This window comes from Streptomyces sp. AK010 (assembly GCF_014207295.1).
In the GTDB taxonomy this organism is placed as follows: domain Bacteria; phylum Actinomycetota; class Actinomycetes; order Streptomycetales; family Streptomycetaceae; genus Streptomyces; species Streptomyces massasporeus.
On record NZ_JACHCX010000022.1, the window covers coordinates 93,479 to 108,523 of the forward strand.

General features: G+C 72.0%; 12 protein-coding genes. 5 read left to right on the forward strand and 7 right to left on the reverse strand.

Going from position 1 to position 15,045, the window contains the following annotated elements; genetic code table 11:
- Positions 1 to 276 precede the first annotated feature (276 nt).
- Positions 277 to 858 carry a hypothetical protein gene (locus tag HDC93_RS31960; protein WP_185014317.1) on the forward strand — a complete coding sequence of 194 codons (582 nt, stop codon included), beginning with the start codon at positions 277 to 279 and terminating at the stop codon, positions 856 to 858.
- On the opposite strand, the gene HDC93_RS31965 is transcribed toward HDC93_RS31960, so the two are convergent.
- A complete protein-coding gene (locus tag HDC93_RS31965) occupies positions 811 to 3,549 on the reverse strand; it encodes a BTAD domain-containing putative transcriptional regulator (protein WP_185014318.1) in 2,739 nt (912 codons plus the stop codon). The two genes, HDC93_RS31960 and HDC93_RS31965, sit on opposite strands and share 48 nt — an antisense overlap.
- 187 nt (positions 3,550 to 3,736) lie before the next feature.
- Positions 3,737 to 5,338 carry an aspartate aminotransferase family protein gene (locus HDC93_RS31970; protein WP_185014319.1) on the reverse strand — a complete coding sequence of 534 codons (1,602 nt, stop codon included), beginning with the start codon at positions 5,336 to 5,338 and terminating at the stop codon, positions 3,737 to 3,739.
- Positions 5,339 to 5,527: 189 nt separating this feature from the next.
- On the opposite strand from HDC93_RS31970, the gene HDC93_RS31975 reads away from it, so the two are divergent.
- Positions 5,528 to 6,073: a flavin reductase family protein gene (locus HDC93_RS31975; protein ID WP_185014320.1), complete on the forward strand. Its 546-nt coding sequence runs from the start codon at positions 5,528 to 5,530 to the stop codon at positions 6,071 to 6,073.
- A 186-nt stretch (positions 6,074 to 6,259) separates the two neighbouring features.
- On the opposite strand, the gene HDC93_RS31980 is transcribed toward HDC93_RS31975, so the two are convergent.
- The 5 genes from HDC93_RS31980 to HDC93_RS32000 all read right to left on the reverse strand — a co-directional run bounded on the left by HDC93_RS31980 (position 6,260) and on the right by HDC93_RS32000 (position 10,798).
- Complete coding sequence (locus HDC93_RS31980; RefSeq protein WP_185014321.1) at positions 6,260 to 7,435, reverse strand: acyl-CoA dehydrogenase family protein; 1,176 nt, start codon at positions 7,433 to 7,435, stop codon at positions 6,260 to 6,262.
- Positions 7,436 to 7,519: 84 nt separating this feature from the next.
- Entirely contained in the window at positions 7,520 to 7,948 is a 429-nt protein-coding gene (locus HDC93_RS31985) for a DUF4440 domain-containing protein (RefSeq protein WP_185014322.1), read from the reverse strand.
- A 47-nt stretch (positions 7,949 to 7,995) separates the two neighbouring features.
- Entirely contained in the window at positions 7,996 to 9,420 is a 1,425-nt protein-coding gene (locus tag HDC93_RS31990) for an NAD(P)/FAD-dependent oxidoreductase (RefSeq protein WP_260419870.1), read from the reverse strand.
- A 109-nt stretch (positions 9,421 to 9,529) separates the two neighbouring features.
- The gene (locus HDC93_RS31995) at positions 9,530 to 9,910 is read right to left on the reverse strand and encodes a nuclear transport factor 2 family protein (protein ID WP_185014324.1); all 381 of its coding nucleotides are present in this window, start codon (positions 9,908 to 9,910) and stop codon (positions 9,530 to 9,532) included.
- A 300-nt stretch (positions 9,911 to 10,210) separates the two neighbouring features.
- Complete coding sequence (locus HDC93_RS32000) at positions 10,211 to 10,798, reverse strand: maleylpyruvate isomerase N-terminal domain-containing protein (protein ID WP_185014325.1); 588 nt, start codon at positions 10,796 to 10,798, stop codon at positions 10,211 to 10,213.
- Positions 10,799 to 11,044: 246 nt separating this feature from the next.
- Between HDC93_RS32000 and HDC93_RS32005 the strand changes: the two genes are divergently transcribed.
- From HDC93_RS32005 to HDC93_RS32015, 3 genes are all read left to right on the forward strand, one after another.
- On the forward strand, positions 11,045 to 12,220 hold the full coding sequence (locus tag HDC93_RS32005; RefSeq protein WP_185014326.1) for an acyl-CoA dehydrogenase family protein: 1,176 nt from the start codon (positions 11,045 to 11,047) through the stop codon (positions 12,218 to 12,220).
- 87 nt (positions 12,221 to 12,307) lie between these two features.
- Positions 12,308 to 13,195 (forward strand): NAD(P)-dependent oxidoreductase, encoded by an 888-nt coding sequence (locus tag HDC93_RS32010; RefSeq protein WP_185014327.1) that lies wholly within the window; start codon positions 12,308 to 12,310, stop codon positions 13,193 to 13,195.
- 255 nt (positions 13,196 to 13,450) lie between these two features.
- The gene (locus tag HDC93_RS32015; protein ID WP_185014328.1) at positions 13,451 to 14,878 is read left to right on the forward strand and encodes an NAD(P)/FAD-dependent oxidoreductase; all 1,428 of its coding nucleotides are present in this window, start codon (positions 13,451 to 13,453) and stop codon (positions 14,876 to 14,878) included.
- The last annotated feature ends 167 nt before the right edge of the window (positions 14,879 to 15,045 follow it).

Below are 15,045 nucleotides of genomic sequence, written 5' to 3' on the forward strand. Positions count from 1 at the left end.
CGCCCCGGTGCTCACACGCCCGCCACGCGGCGTCGGGCGGTCGTGGCGGGGTCCGGGGCGGTCGTGGCGCGGTCTGGGCGGTCGTGGCGCGGTCTGGGCGGTCGTGGCGCGAGGCGGGCGGTCGTGGCGCGAGGCGGGCTCATGGCGGGGGCCGTGGCGGTCATGGCGCGGGCCAGGGCGGTCATGGCCAGGTCCGGGGCGGTCGTGGCGCGGTGATGACCGGGCCGAGGAGTCGCGAATGGGTGGGGTGTGGGCGGGACTTGGTGTGCTGTCCGTATGGACATCGCATCCCCACAGACCCGCCGTCCCGCGCACGCCTCCCCTCGCCCCGGGCGCGGATCCGCCGCCGAGATGGACACCCCGATGGCCGTCTTCGTCGGCGAGCGGTTCGCCGCGGCCCTGCACGAAGGACTGAGCCGGGCCGGCCGCCCCCGGCAGACCGGCCCGGCGCGGCCGGGCGACGCCGAACCGCTCGCTCGCCCGCCCGGGCACACCGTGGCACGGCAGGACGCCCTGCTCGCCGAGCACGCGGCGGAGATCCTGGCCCGCTTCGGCGTCGGGCTCCGGGCCGTGCCGGGCGTCACCGCGGCGGACCGGGCCAGAATGACCGCGTGGGCGCGGCGGGTGCTCGGCGAGGCCGGGCCCGCCGGACCGGTGGGGGCGGGCAAGCCGGCCCCCTGGGCGGCCCTGGCCGGGTCCCTGCTGGTCGAATCGGCCGCGGACGTCCTGCCCGACGGGTCCGTGGACGGTACGCGGGCCCTGGGCGCCCTCGCCCGTGCCATACGCCTCAGCGGCACGGGCCAGGCGCGCTCAGGCGACCTCGGACTCCCGGACCGGCGGAAGCAGGGACTCCAGTAGCCGGTCCAGGGCGTCGCCCGTCTCCGGGCTGAGGCTGAGGGTCACCGTGCGCGGGTGCGCGGTGGCCCAGCCCGGCCGCCGGTCCGGCAGCCGGGAGTCCGCGCCGACGACGGCGAGCAGCGGCACGCCCGCGTGGGTCTGCGTGAGCCGCTCCACCATGTCCAGCAGAGTGTCGTCGGCGTACTGGAGGTCGTCCCAGATCAGCACCAGCGGCTGCTCGCGCGCCGCCCGCCCCAGGAACGCCCCCCACGCCCGGAGCATCTCGCCGGGCCTCTCCCGCTCGTGCGCCGCCCGTTGCGGCGACAGCAGCCGGGCCAGGGGCGCGAACAGATCCGCCGCGCCGGCCGCGTCGCCGCCGAGACGGTTCAGGGTGGCCCGCAGCCGCGCCGCGGTGTGGGGTTCGGAGCAGGCGGGGTCGATGCCGCAACAGGCGGCGAGGATCTCCGCCGGCACCGACAGGGCGGAGCCGGTGTGCGGCGCCGGAACCGTGCCGGCCAGCACCCGCACCGGGCCGCCGTGGCTCTCCTCGACCCGCCGCTGAAACTCCATCAGCAGGCGTGTCCGGGCGCGGCCGGACCCTTCGATGAGGGTGATCAGATGCGCCGTCGAGCGCTGCCGGGTGTGCTGCAGCGTGTGGTGCATCAGCTCCAGTTCGCTGCCGTGGACGGCGGCGCCCGCCGGGCCCCACGCCAGGTCCGTGACGTCGTCGTGCAGGGCGTGCAACTCCCACGGGGCCATGGCGGACGCGCAGGCACGCCGGAACGTCGCCGCCCGCTCGACCTGCCGGTGCGTCTCCTCGCAGACGTGGATCTCCCCGGCCTGCACATGGGCCAGCATCGTCCGGCAGGTGTCGACGAGCCTGCCGCCGCTCCAGGGCGGGGGCGGGTCGTCCGATCGCCGGGGCGGAAGCATGGCCTCCCCGGACGCCACGGCCGCGTGCACGGTGAGGCCGCGCACGGCGGCCTGCGGCGGTGCGAGCGTGCCGGTGGGGACGCTGAGGCTGTCGCGGACGGCGGCCGCGGTGCGGACGGCGCGCTCGGCGCGGTCGGCCGCGTCGGCCCCGTCGGCGAACACCGAGAGCACCGTCGAACCGAGCATGGCCGTGACCCGGCCGCCGTGGAGTCCGGTCTTCTCCCGGGCGATCTGGGTGAGCGCGTCGACCACCCGGTCGCGGTCCTCGGCCAGCACTCGCCCCAGTTCCGCACCGAGCCCGAAACGGAACATGACCACGCTGGCGGTACGGGAGGCGTGCCGAGCAGGGGAAGGGACCTCGGCGGCGGAGTCGGCCGGCCCGCCGCGCGCGGGCGGATCGGTGCATGCGGCCCGCATCGCGGGGGTGACGGTGGCCGGGACGGCGCGTGCGCCCGGCTGTGCGGGTGCGGCCGGTGTGGTGGGTCCGCCCGGCTCCGTGGGTGTGGCCGCTGTGGGTGGTGCGGCCGAGCCCCCGGGTGTGCCCGGGCCCGTGGACGTGCCCGGGCCCGTGGACGTGCCCGGGCCCGTGGATGTGCCCGGGCCCGTGGATGTGCCCGGGCCCGTGGACGTGCCCAGGCCCGTGGACGTGCCCAGGCCTGTGGATGTGCCCGGACCGGTGTGTGCGGCGGCCGGTGCGGTGGGGATGCCCGGCCCGGTGTGTGCGGCCGGTGCGGTGCGTGTGCCGGGCTGTGGGGGTGCGGCCGGTGCGGTGCGTGTGCCGGGCGGTGGGGGTGCGGCCGGTGCGGTGCGTGTGCCCCGCTCCGTGGGGGCTTTCGGAGCCGCCGATTCCACGGCAGCGACCGACGCGCCGCGTGCGGCCGGACCCGCGGAGGCCGTCGCCGCCGCCGCGGGTGCGGGGGCCGCGCCGGGCAGAGGCGGGGACGGCGCGGGCCGGGCGGCCGGGGCGAAGTCGGCCGGCTCCCTGCCGCCCACCGTGCGAGGCACCTCCAGCGTCGGGTCCTGGGTGAGGATCGCCTGCTGGAGCCGGTGCAGTTCGCGCCCCGGCTCCAGCCCCAGCCCCTCCACGAGCGCGGTGCGCACCCGGCCGAAGACCGCCAGGGCCTCGGCCTGCCGCCCGCACCGGTACAGGGCCACCATGAGCTGACCCGAGGCGCGTTCCCGCAAGGGCTCGGCGGCCACCAGACTCTCCAGGTCGGGCAGGACCAGCTGGTGCCGGCCGCAGGCCAGGGCGGCCTCGAAGTGGTCCTCCATGACATCGAGCCGGCGATTCTGCAGGGCCGTCAGCTCAGGCCAGCAGATACCTTCCTCCACCAGGTCGGACAGGACCGGCCCGCGCCACAACGCCAGCGCCTCGCCCAGCGAGCGGCGGGCGGGTTCCACCTCGCCCGCCGCCAGGGCGGCGCGGCCCGTGACCACCCGCTGCTCGTAGTCGAGCAGGTCGACCCGCTGCTGGGGCACCCGCAGCAGGTAGCCGGGCGCGCGGGTCAGCAGCTCGGGACCCTGCTCGCCGCGCGGCGGCCTGGACAGGACGCCGCGCAGCTTCCAGACGGCGTTCTGCAGGATCTTGCGCGCGGTCATGGGCGCTTCGTCGTCGGCCCACAGGGCCGACAGCATCTGGCTGGTGGACACCACCTTGTTCGCGTGCAGCAGGAGATACGCCAGGACGGCGCGCTGCCGGTGCCCGCCCAGGTCCACCAGGCTGCCCGGCGGTCCTCCCGCCGGCTCGACTTCAAGTGGCCCCAGTAAGCGGAACTGCATGAACTCCCCCGTTTCGCTTGCTCCGGCGTACTGCGTATCCCGGGACCGGTGTGTCGCCCGAGGCTCGTCGACGCGGTCCGCTTCCCGTGATGCCTCCGGTCGGGTGGGCCGGCCCGGTCATGGCCGGCACCCGGCCGGAATGCCCTGGGAGTCCGCCGGTGGGGGGAGGCGGCGGACCCAGGGTGGATCAGCGGCCCGCGGCGGTGAGTTCGTCGCCGGCCTGCTTGCGCAACAGTGTGCACACGTCGTGCAGTCCGGCGTACAGCTGTCCCAGTTCGGCGTCTGTGACATGAATCGACGGTTCGAAGCGCAACGTGCCGACCGCGCTGGCCGTCGGGAACGTCCGCACCCGGTGCCGGCGCAGCAGATGGCCCGCCAGGAAGTAGCCGAACAGGCCGCTCTGCGCGATCTGCCGCAGCTCCGGCGAGGACGCCTCGGACTGGTCGTGGAACTCCAGGCCCTGCATCAGCCCCTGTCCGCGTACGTCCGCCACCACGTCGGGGAATTCCGCCCGCAGCGCGTCGAGTTTCGCGCGCAGCGCCGCGCCGCGCTCCTCGGCCTGCCGGTAGGCTGCGCCGCCGTCCCGCTCCAGCAGTTCGAGGACCTTCAGGGCGATGTGGCAGGAGAAGCTGTCCTTGGCGAAGGTCGAGCTGTGCACGATCTCGAAGTCCCGGCGGTAGCGCTTCTCGCGCACCAGCATCACGGACGCCTTCGCGATGCCGCCGCCGAGCGTCTTGGCCAGGGTGTAGTAGTCACCGCGCAGGCCCGTCCGGGAACTGGCGAGCAGGGTGCCGGTGCGGCCCATTCCGCTCTGGATCTCGTCGACGACGACGGGGCAGTCGATCCGGGCGCAGAACTCCTGGATCTCCCGGGCGAACGCGCGGGACAGGACGCGGATTCCGCCTTCTCCCTGGATCGGCTCGACGAGGAAGGCGCAGAACACGGGGAATTCGTGCTCCGTCACCGTGATCCTGCCGCTCTCCGTGCTCAGGCCGAGCAGGGTCCGGCATTCACGCGCGTAGACCGCGTTCAGGTCCTCGGGGCTGTCCTGCGGGACGAACCGCGCCTGTGCGGCGAGGGACTTGAAGGGCAGCCGGTAGCCCTCGTTGTGGGTCAGCTGCACACTGCCGGCGAGCTTGCCGTGGAAGCCGCCCTCCAGGGCGAGGAAGAGCGGCGGGGCCGCGGCGACCTCGTCGTTGTGGCGCCTGATCGCCGCCTCCAGCAAGCGGAGGGCGTCGTTGTCGTCGGCGGCGAGGGCGACCCCGAGGCGGGCGGCGGCCTCCCCGTGGACGGTGGCGGACCCGTCGGCCACCGCGGCCCGCGCCCGCACGAGTCCGGCGTCGACGGAGCCGAGCAGTTCGGACACGCGTATGCCCCGGTCCAGTTCGGCGTGCTTCACAGCGGCTTCCACCGCTTCCGCGCCACTGTTCCCGAAGATGGCGTAATAAGGCTCGTCGTCGGAGAGTTCACGCGCGATGATGCGGTTGAGTTCGGCGGCCAAGCGGTTGGCGTACGGGTGGCGAGAGAACTGGGCGTGCACCGGTGTATGTTCGGCGAGCAGTTCACGGGCGTACGCGGTGATCTCGGGGTGGTGATGGCCGAGCAGCACCGAGCCGTAACCGCCGGCGAAGTCCACGACCGGGAACTCGGTGCCGTCGTCGTCCCGTACGTACAGCGTGTTCCGCTCGGCGCGCACGTACTCCACCGCCAGTCCCGCGGTGTCGAGTACCTGGCGCAGATAGGGCTCGGCGAGTTCGCGTTCCGCGGCTGCGGCGGAGGTCTCAGTCATGTCCTCAGGGTCCGATGGACGGGTAAACATCCGGTCATTGAAAGGTCATCGGTGACGGTCGGTCACTGAAGGCCCCCCGGTTACCCGGGCATGAAGGATCCGCGAGACGCCGCGACTACGTTGATCGAGCCGGCTGCCCCTTTTCGTGCGGACGGCACTGACGTGTCCCGTGACCCATCGGAGAGTGGCATGAATTCCGCGTCCGCCGAACTCGAACACGCTGCCGTGCGTTCCGGGCACGAGCCGGTACGCCCGGACCGGCTACGCGGGGTGATGTCCCGCTTCGCCACCGGCGTCACGGTCCTGACCGTGGGCGGGGAGCACCTGCACGCCATGACGGCGAACGCCTTCAGCTCGGTCTCCCTCGACCCCCCGTCGGTGTTGTGCAGCGTGGGCCACAGCGCGGTCATGCACGGCGCGCTCACCGGGGCCGGGCGCTTCGCCGTGAACATACTCGGCGCCCACCAGGAGCCGCTCGCCCGGCACTTCGCCGACAAGAGCCGCACGCTGGGTGCCGCCCAGTTCGAACGCGTCGACTGGCGCGCCGGTGAACACACGGGGGCGCCGCTGCTCGACGACTCCGTGGCGTGGCTGGAGTGCGAGCTGACCGAGTCGCACGCGTTCGGCGACCACACCATCTTCATCGGCACCGTGCTGGCGGCGGGCGAGGGCGGGAGCGTTGACGAACTGCTCTTCGTCAACGGCCGCTTCGGGAAGCCGGCCACCGGCTCCTGACGGCCACGGCCGGCCCGCCGCCGGCCAGGCGGGCGGACAGCCACAGCAGGGCGGCACCACCCACCGGTGGTGCCGCCCTGTCGTGTGTCATGAACTGCTGTGTCATGAACTGCTGTGTGTCATGAACTGCGGTGTGTCATGAACTGCCGTGTGACATGGCCTCCCGCCGCCGCGGGAGGCCGGACGTCACAGGAAGTACGTGCCCGGGTCCATCCCGACCAGGACCCGCCCCTGGACCTCCAGGTTGGCGTCCCGCTGGACCAGGGCGTGCAGCGAGAAGCCCTGGATGTCGCGGTGGAACCGCTGCAGGGCGACCTCGCGCCGGATGACCGAGCCGCCGCTCGCCGCGTACAGCAGCTCGACGGCCTCCTTGGCGAGCTGTGCCGCGTACGCCGTCCGGCCGCGGATCACCGCCTTCTGCTCGTCCGTGGGCTGCTCGCCGGCGTCGGCGCTCGTCTGCAGGACCTTCAGCCACAGGTCCGCCAGGCCCTCGGCGGCGTCGATCTTGTTGGCGGCCGTGGCGACCTGGATCTGGGTGAGCGGGTGCAGCTTCTGGTCGGTCCAGTCGGTGTACGTGATCCCCCGGCCGGGCAGGCGCTCGAGGAACAGCTCGTACGCGCCGCGCGCGATGCCGGTGAGGGCGGCCGCGACGCCGGACAGGACATAGCCGAGCAGACCGTAGTTGCGGCCGGTGGCGCCCGTGTTCTCGCGGTCACCGGTCGCGCTGACCATGGCCTCCTCCAGGGAGACCACGCGATGGGCGGGCACGAACAGGTCCTCGGCGGTGGTGGTGCAGCTGCCGGTGGCGGCTCCCGCGCTGACGTGCCAGTCGTCGATGACCTCCAGCTCGGAGACCGGGACCAGCGCGACGAGTTCCTCGTGGGCCCCGTCGGGGTGCTCCACCATCGCGGCGAGCAGGTCCCAGCCGGCGCCCCGGACACCGGAGTTGTAGCGCCACGTGCCGTTGAGGCGGTAGCCGCCGTCGACGGGGGTGAGGGTGCCGGTCGGGGCGAAGACGATGGACACCCGGGTGTCGCCGCCCTCGAACACCTCCTTCTGCGCCCGGTCGGGGTAGAGGGAGGCGCACCAGGTGCTGGTGAGCCAGACCATGGCCAGCCAGCCGGTGGACGGGCAGCCGCGCGCGACCTCGGCGATGACCTTGAACTGGTCGGCCACGCCGAAGTCGAGCCCGCCGTGGGCGCGGGGCACCGCGGCGCGGAACACCCCGGCCTTCTCCAGCAGTCGGATGTTCTCCTCGGGGATCCAACGCCGTTCCTCCGCCTGCGCGCCGTTCGCGCGCAGCGTGGGGACGGCATCGCGTACGGCGTCCAGTACGGACGCCAGTTCCTTCTGGTCGGTCACTGTCTCTCCGTCTCTCGTCGGGCCAGTTGGGGGGTTCCGGCACGGCGGAGCCCCCCTGGCGCACCAGGGGGGCTCCCTCCAGGGCTAGTCCGCGACGAGGCCGGTCGCGGCCACCGGGCGGTCGATGGCCATCAGCCAGCGGCCGTCGTCGGTCTTGCGGAGCACATCGGTGCAGACGCCCTCCAGCAGGACCGGCTCACCGTCCGGGCCGGTGGTGGCGATGGAGTACTCGACACCGATCAGCGCCACGTCACCGGCCACGTACGAGTGGGTGACGCTCGCCTTGAGGGTCGGCTTCGAGGCAAGGAACTCCTTGAAGAACGCCAGCCGGTCGGCGCCGGTCAGGGGCTCACCGGAGAAGTTCGAGACGGAGTCGTCGAGGTAGAGGCGGTTGAACAGCTCGCCGTCGCCCGAGTTGAAGACCTGGATGAAGATCTCGTTCTGGATGTCGGTGTCGGCGGTGAGGTCGGGGCGTTCCGGGTCGAAGGGGACGGTGAAGGACGTGGCTGACATGGGGATGCGGTTCCCTTCCGGGGGGTGGGTGGGTGATGCCTCGGTGGTCATTCCTCGCCCGCTGCCTGCCGGGCGGCACGCAGACCGGACTCGATGGCGCCGTCGATGTAGCCGCTCCAGCCGTTGGCTATGTCGCCGCTGGCGAAGGAGAGCCGCCCGCTGGTGTAGGTGACCTCCGGGTAGAGCGTGGTGAGCTGCTTCGGCTTGCGGAACGCCCAGCCGCCGCGCGCGTAGGGGTCGCGGCCCCAGTCGTGCGCCTTGACGCCGATGATGTCCAGGTTCACGCCGAGCTGCTGCACGGCCTTCTTCACCTGGGCGGTGTTGGCCGGGTCGAGCCCGGGATCGGTGCTGAAGGCGATGTAGAGCATGCCGTCGGACGTTTCCTTGAACGGCAGCAGCATGGGGATCTGCGAGCCGCCCTCGGCGCCCTGGCCGTAGACCCGGCCGGCTCCCTTGCGGGCGTGGATCCACAGCTTCACCGCGTTCTTCACGGCGATGCCCTGAGTCGTCGCGGCGGTGAGAGCCGCGGGCAGGGACGGGCTGAACTTGACCGTGCTCAGGGCGTTGACCGGCATCGCGACGACGACCGCGGTGGCGCTGTAGCGGGTGCCGGAGGTGGTGGTGACGTACACCAGGGATCCGGTGTCGTTCACCGAGGCGACCGGCGAGCTGAGCTTGATCGTCGGCTGTGCCTCGTTGACCATCGCCTGCAGCAGGGCCTTGGTGCCCTTGGCGATGCGCCAGCGCATGGTGTCGTTCCAGCCCGCGTTGGTGTGGCCGGCCAGGGCCCACCAGTGGGCGAACATGGTGAAGGCACCGGCCGTGCTCGAGCCGCCCGCGTAGACCGCCGTCTGCCCGTTGACGAGGAGTTCCTCCTCGGGCGTGAGGGAAAGCTGGGTCAGGCGGTCGCGCAGCGTCAGCTGGTCCAGGCTCTGCAGCAGGTCGGCCCGGTGCAGGGGCTGGAAGGGCTTCTCGAAGTACGTCCGCGTGCCGTCGAACATGCGCTCGAAGACGGTGCCCATCCGGCCGAAGCCGTCCTCGGGCGTGAACTGCCGCGGGCCGGCCGGCGTCGGCAGCCATGTGGTCGAGATCGGCTCGTCCTCCTCCAGCGCCAGCTTGTAGCGCGTGAGTTCGGCGCCGAGGTAGGGCTGGGTCGGCTCGACCCAGGTCCCGCCGCGCTCGATCAGCTGACCGCCGTAGGTGTCCGTCCAGGTGCGGCCGCCGATGCGGTCGCGGGCCTCCAGGACGAGCACCCGCTTGCCGCGGGCGCGCAGTTCGCGGGCCGCGGTGATGCCGGCGAAACCCGCGCCGATGACGATGACGTCCCAGTCCGCCGCGGCGCCGCGGCCGGCGGCCGCGGCGGCCGGGGCGAACGGAGTCAGGGCGGGTACCGCGACGGCGGCCGCCCCGGCCGCCTTGAGCAGGGTGCGGCGCGTCGGCCGCCGCCCGCCGATGGGTCCGGTGCTGTGCATGGTGCTGTGTGTCCCCCGTGTACTCGGTGCGGGCCCGCTGTGCGGAACCGGCATCTCACTCATGAGCCAAGGTGTTTTCGGGTGCTGCGTGCCGTGGCGCTCGCGCCGGTCAGCTCGCCTGGCCGTACGGGTCGTCGATGGCGTAGCGCCACACCCCGTCCTCGCCCCGGGTCAGCACGTCCACCCCGACACCGGCCAGGTGGTCGGTGGTGCCGTCGGCGCCGGGAATGTCGATCGTCCAGTCGACGATCATCAGTGCGGTCTCGCCGGTCACGAACACCTGCCGGGGCTTGGCCGCCATGCGCGGCCCGGCCTCGAGGAATTCCCGCTGGTACGTACGGCGTTCGTCACCGCTGAGCGGCTTGCCCGGTTCCCAGACGGCGACAGCGTCGGCGGTGTAGAACTTCTCGACCGTCTCGTAGTCGCCGGCGTTGACGGCCTCGACGTAGCGGGCGGTGTGGTTTTCCAGTTCCGCGACGATCTCGGACATGGCGGAAATCGACCTGCCTTCTTGGCTGGAGAAACGTTTGAGGGGAACGTCCAGGGAAAGGAACGTCCACGTGGCTGCTGCACGGGCGGTGCGGGTGCTCGTGCATTTCCGTGGCCGACACTATTCGGGCGGGTTCAACGTTCCAGCCACGCTGCGGTAATGCCGTGGTCTCCCCGCGGGCGGGGCGCGACATGACAGTGCCGCCGGGCGACTCGGTCCGAGTCGCCCGGCGGCACGTGATCCGGTGAGCGGGGGAGGGGCGGCGGTCTCAGGCCTGGCGCTCCCGGGCCTGCGGCGGTCTCAGGCCCGGCGCACCCGGCCGTCCCAGCGCCAGGCGCCGCGGCGCGGCAGTCCGGGCAGCGCGGCGCGCCCGGTGCACCACAGCAGGGTCTCGGCGGGGGAGTGACCGGTGGGAGCGTCGGGGAAGAGCCGCTCGACCACGGGCGCCGCCAGGGCGTCCGACGGGGTGTACTCCACGCCTACCGCCTGCGCGATGTCCCGCCCGTGGACGACGAGTTCGAGCACGCCCATCGCGGCGAAGCCGGCCGCGTCGGAGTGGCCGTAGGGGTGCCAGGCGCGGACCTCCGGCGGGGTGTCGCGGACGGTGCCGGCAAGCAGCGTGCCCGCGATCCGGATGCCCTCCAGGGCGGCCGGGACCGGGGCGTGACCGTCGATCGAGGAGAACAGGGTGATGTAGCGGTCGGTGGGGCGGGCGATGAGCAGACCCGCGTACCCCACGACGCCGAGCGCGATGTGCGAAAGGGTCTCCCGACAGCTCCAGTCCAGATCACCCGCCTTTCCGTGCCAGTCCTGATCTGCTCCCTTTTCCAGTGCCGAGGTCGTGTCCTCGGCCGCCGTCCTTACGAGTTCGGGCCATGAAAGATTCATGCTGGGATGTTCCCATACGGGCCTTTGCGAGCACCGTCCGATCATTTCTCGGTCAGCGCCCGGTAATTGTCAGGTAATTCTGCTTCAGATCGGCTCCGGTTTCCGGAGGTACGGCAGTGATGACCAGGCGATGAGTGTGCTCTTACTCATTTCTCCGGGCCCTTCGTTAAGGTTTTGAACTGCCGGGGAGCGTATGGGTTCTCACGCCTCTCGACCGGCAGTAGGAATCACAACCGAGGAGCCGGAATGGCCACGAACGACGACCTGGCAGCCGTACTGGAAGCCGTGGACAGCATCGTCCCGACCCTGCGCGAGAACGGCCGCGCCGCCGAGGACCGCGGCTGGCTGCTCGACGAGAGCATCGAACTCCTGGAGAAGGCCGGGGTGTTCCGCATGGCCGTGCCGCGCCGGTTCGGCGGGCTCGACCTGCCGCTCGCCGACCAGGCCCGGGTCATCACCGAGATCGGCCGCGGCTGCCCCGCCGCGGCCTGGGTGACGATGGTGTGGGTGACGAGCACCTGGACGGCGACGCTCTACCCCGACCGGGCCCAGGAGGAGGTCTTCGCGTCCGGCTCCGTCAAGATCTCCAGCGCGTTCGCGCCGACCGGCGTCGCCGTCCCCACCGAGGGCGGTTACCTCCTCAACGGCACCTGGAAGTTCAACACCGGCTGCAAGGGCGCCGACTGGGACTTCACCGCCGCGATGGTGCGCAACCCCGACGGCACCGAGGGCGAGATCATGGCCCTGGTCCCCATGTCGGACCTCAGGATCGTCGACGACTGGGACGTCTCGGCCGGCGCCGCCACCGGCAGTGCCACCGCGGTCGCCGAGGACGTCTTCGTACCGGCCCACCACGCCGTGTCCTTCGAGGAGGTCATGGTCAGCGCGACCGGCGACCGCTCCAACATGGGCGCCACCGGCCGCAACTACGGCCTGCTCAGCTTCGTCATGGCCGAGTGCGCCGCCGTGTTCATCGGCATCGCCCGCGGCGCCTACGAGCTGTTCCTCGAGCGCCTCCCCGGACGCGGCATCACCTACACCGACTGGACCGACCAGAAGCTGCACCCGCTCACACAGATCCAGGTCGCCACGGCCGCCAACAAGATCGACGCCGCCGAGGCGCTGTCGGCCCGCTGGCTCACCCTCCTCCAGGAGCGCGCCGACGCCGGGGAGCAGCCCACCGACGAGGAGAAGGCCATCGTGCGCGGCCAGACGGGCTTCGCCGCCCAACTGGCCAAGGAGGCCGTGGAGATCCTCCACAACGCCAGCGGCGGCTCGGTCATCCGGCGCGATGTCCACCTGCAGCGCTTCCACCGCGACATCCAGGGCTTCTCGCTGCACGCGCTCGCCAACGCCGACGTCAATCTCGAACTCCAGGGCCGCGTCCTGGTCGGCCTGGAGCCCGGCACCGTCTTCCTCTGAGTCGACGCCCCGGGCCCCCTCTTTCACCGGCGCGCCCCGCGTGCCGGTTCGCTCAGCACACCACTTTCGTACTGGAGGAACTGATTCATGGGTGACAACCACACCTCGGTGTCGGTGCTCGGCCTCGGCCTGATGGGGCAGGCCCTGGCCGCCGCCTTCCTGAAGGCGGGTCACGCCACCACCGTGTGGAACCGGTCCGCGGACAAGGCCGACGGCCTCGTCAAGGACGGCGCCGTCCTCGCCGCGAAGCCCGCCGACGCCGTCGCCGCGAGCGACCTCGTGATCGTCTGCGTGTCGACGTACGACGTGGTGCACGACGTCATCGGCTCGCTCGGCGACGCCCTGCGCGGCAAGACCGTCGTCAACCTGACCACGGGCTCCTCCGAGCAGGCCCGGCAGACCGCGGAGTGGGCGGAGAAGAACGGCGCCAAGTACCTGGACGGCGCCATCATGATCACCCCGCCCGGCATCGGCGCCGAGACCTCCGTCCTCTTCTACGCGGGCGACCAGGCCGTCTTCGACGCGCACGAGCCCGTGCTGAAGCTTCTCGGCGGCGGCACCACCTACCTCGGCACCGACCACGGCAAGCCCGCCCTGTTCGACGTGTCGCTGCTCGGCCTGATGTGGGGCGCCCTCAACAGCTTCCTGCACGGCGTGGCCATCGTGGAGACCGGCGGAGTCAAGGCGCAGGAGTTCCTGCCGTGGGCCCACATGTGGCTCGACGCCATCAAGATGTTCACGGCCGACTACGCCGCGCAGATCGACGCCGGCGACGAGAGGTTCCCGGCCAACGACGCCACCCTGGAGACGCACCTGGGCGCGCTCAAGCACCTCGTCGAGGAGTCCGAGGCGCTCGGCGTCGACACCGAACTGCCCAAGTACTCCGAGGCGCTGATGGAGGGCATCATCGCCCAGGGCCACGCCAAGAACAGCTACGCCAGCGTCGTGAAGGCGTACCGCCGCCCGAACCAGTGAGCACCGGGCCCGGTATTCGCTGCACCCCCTGACGAAGGGGCCGGTTCCGAATCCCCCGTCGGAACCGGCCCCTTCCCCATGCCCAAAACACCGGCGCCCCGGAATCGGACGCGCCCTTCTTCCTTCGTTTCCGGCACCTCTTTCCCGGGCCCTGTTTCCGGGCCTCGTTTCCGGACCTTGTTCTCGTCCGCCGATCACGTCGATCCCGTGCGCTTTCCGCCCCGCAATTCCCGCTCTTCGCGAAAGGTGTGTTCCATGACCGAGAACGGCGACAGCACGACTCCCCGAGCCCACGGACGCGTCACCAGAAGATCCGTCCTCAAGGCGGCGGCGGGCGCCACCGCACTCGCCGCCGGCGCCGTCACCGCGACGGGGTCCTCCGCCGCGGCGGAGGACGGCAAGCCCTACGACGCCATCGTGGTCGGCGCCGGATACGCGGGCGGCACGGTCGCCCGCGAACTGGGCGCCCGCGGCATGAAGGTCCTGGTGCTGGAAGCCCGCGGCCGGATCGGCGGACGCATCGAACCCGGCACCCTGGCCGGCCAGCACATCGAACTGGGCGGCGGCTGGTTCGGCCCCGGCCAGGACCTCGTGGCCCGCGAACTGAAGCGCTACTCGCTGACCACCACCGAGGACGTCCACGCCACCCGCATGGTCATGCCCGGACCGAACGGCTACGCCAGCCACTCCCCGCAGGAGGCGGGCGCCCGCCTCAACAGCCTCTTCGCGGACTTCTACGCCGGCTCCGAGCAGTACTTCGAGCGGCCCTACGAGCCGCTCCACCGCAAGGACCTGCTGGCGTCCGTGGACCGGCTCTCCCTCGCCGACCGCATCGCCCAGCTCCAGCTGAGCGGGGTCGACCACGACTGGGTGAGCGGCGCCACGTCGGTGTTCGCCGGCGGCAACAAGACCGGCTCCCTCACCGGCCTCGCCCAGTGGTACCAGCTCGCCGGCGGCACCTACGACAAGTTCCTCTCGGTGATGAGCGAACTGCCCCAGGGCGGCATGATCTCCATCCTGGAGCGCATGCTGAGCGAGTCCGGCGCGACCGTCAGCCTCAACTCGCCGGTCACGGCCATCCGTGAGCGCGGCGGCCTCACCCACGTCGAGGTCCGCGGCGGCCGGGTGTACCAGGCTCCGGTCGTCGTGCTCGCCACGCCCGTCAACATGTGGTCCACGCTCACCTTCGAGCCGGGCCTGCCCGAGGTGTACGCCGACGCCGCCCGCGAGGGTCTCGGCGTCCCGCACGCCACCAAGCTGTGGCTGCGCGTGAAGGGCACCTCCGAGGCGGTGTCCGCCCAGGCCCCGGAGGGCGCCCCCCTCCTGCTGCTGATCCCGCAGAAGCAGCTGCCCGACGGACGCATCTTCGTCGCCTTCACCGGCCCGGCCCTCGACGTGTCCGACCCGCAGGCGGTACGCGCCGCCGTCCGCGGACTGCTGCCGGAGGCCAGGGTCGCCGAGTACCGGGCGAAGGAGTGGCACAAGGACCCGTACGCGCGCGGCGGCTGGGGCCTGCGCCGACCGGGCCAGCTCCTGCGTCAGCTGCCGGACATCCAGCAGCCGTTCGGCCGCATCGTCTTCGCGGGCGGTGACATAGCGAGCGGCTGGAACGGGGCCTTCGTCGAAGGCGCCCTGGAGTCCGGCTTCCGAGCCGCGGAACAGGCCGCGACCCTCGCGGGCTGACCGACGGCAGCGCCATGACCGGGCGGTGGAGAACGAGGAGTGCGGTCCCCGACCACCGCCCGGTCATGGCGCCTTCTCCTTTTCCCCTCCTTTTCGTCCGGACCGAATTACCGAAGCGAGGCCGGACACTGAGAAGGGTGAGAGACCCCCCTGCCTACGATCGGGCC

What these genes read in the sequence shown, in the direction of transcription:
- HDC93_RS31970 (WP_185014319.1), bottom strand. Translation starts at nt 5,338, where the DNA reads ATGACTGAGACCTCCGCCGCAGCCGCGGAACGCGAACTCGCCGAGCCC.
- HDC93_RS31990 (WP_260419870.1), bottom strand. Translation starts at nt 9,420, where the DNA reads ATGCACAGCACCGGACCCATCGGCGGGCGGCGGCCGACGCGCCGCACC.
- HDC93_RS32000 (WP_185014325.1), bottom strand. Translation starts at nt 10,798, where the DNA reads ATGAATCTTTCATGGCCCGAACTCGTAAGGACGGCGGCCGAGGACACG.
- HDC93_RS31975 (WP_185014320.1), top strand. Translation starts at nt 5,528, where the DNA reads ATGAATTCCGCGTCCGCCGAACTCGAACACGCTGCCGTGCGTTCCGGG.
- HDC93_RS31985 (WP_185014322.1), bottom strand. Translation starts at nt 7,948, where the DNA reads ATGTCAGCCACGTCCTTCACCGTCCCCTTCGACCCGGAACGCCCCGAC.
- HDC93_RS32005 (WP_185014326.1), top strand. Translation starts at nt 11,045, where the DNA reads ATGGCCACGAACGACGACCTGGCAGCCGTACTGGAAGCCGTGGACAGC.
- HDC93_RS31960 (WP_185014317.1), top strand. Translation starts at nt 277, where the DNA reads ATGGACATCGCATCCCCACAGACCCGCCGTCCCGCGCACGCCTCCCCT.
- HDC93_RS32015 (WP_185014328.1), top strand. Translation starts at nt 13,451, where the DNA reads ATGACCGAGAACGGCGACAGCACGACTCCCCGAGCCCACGGACGCGTC.
- HDC93_RS31965 (WP_185014318.1), bottom strand. Translation starts at nt 3,549, where the DNA reads ATGCAGTTCCGCTTACTGGGGCCACTTGAAGTCGAGCCGGCGGGAGGA.
- HDC93_RS31995 (WP_185014324.1), bottom strand. Translation starts at nt 9,910, where the DNA reads ATGTCCGAGATCGTCGCGGAACTGGAAAACCACACCGCCCGCTACGTC.
- HDC93_RS32010 (WP_185014327.1), top strand. Translation starts at nt 12,308, where the DNA reads ATGGGTGACAACCACACCTCGGTGTCGGTGCTCGGCCTCGGCCTGATG.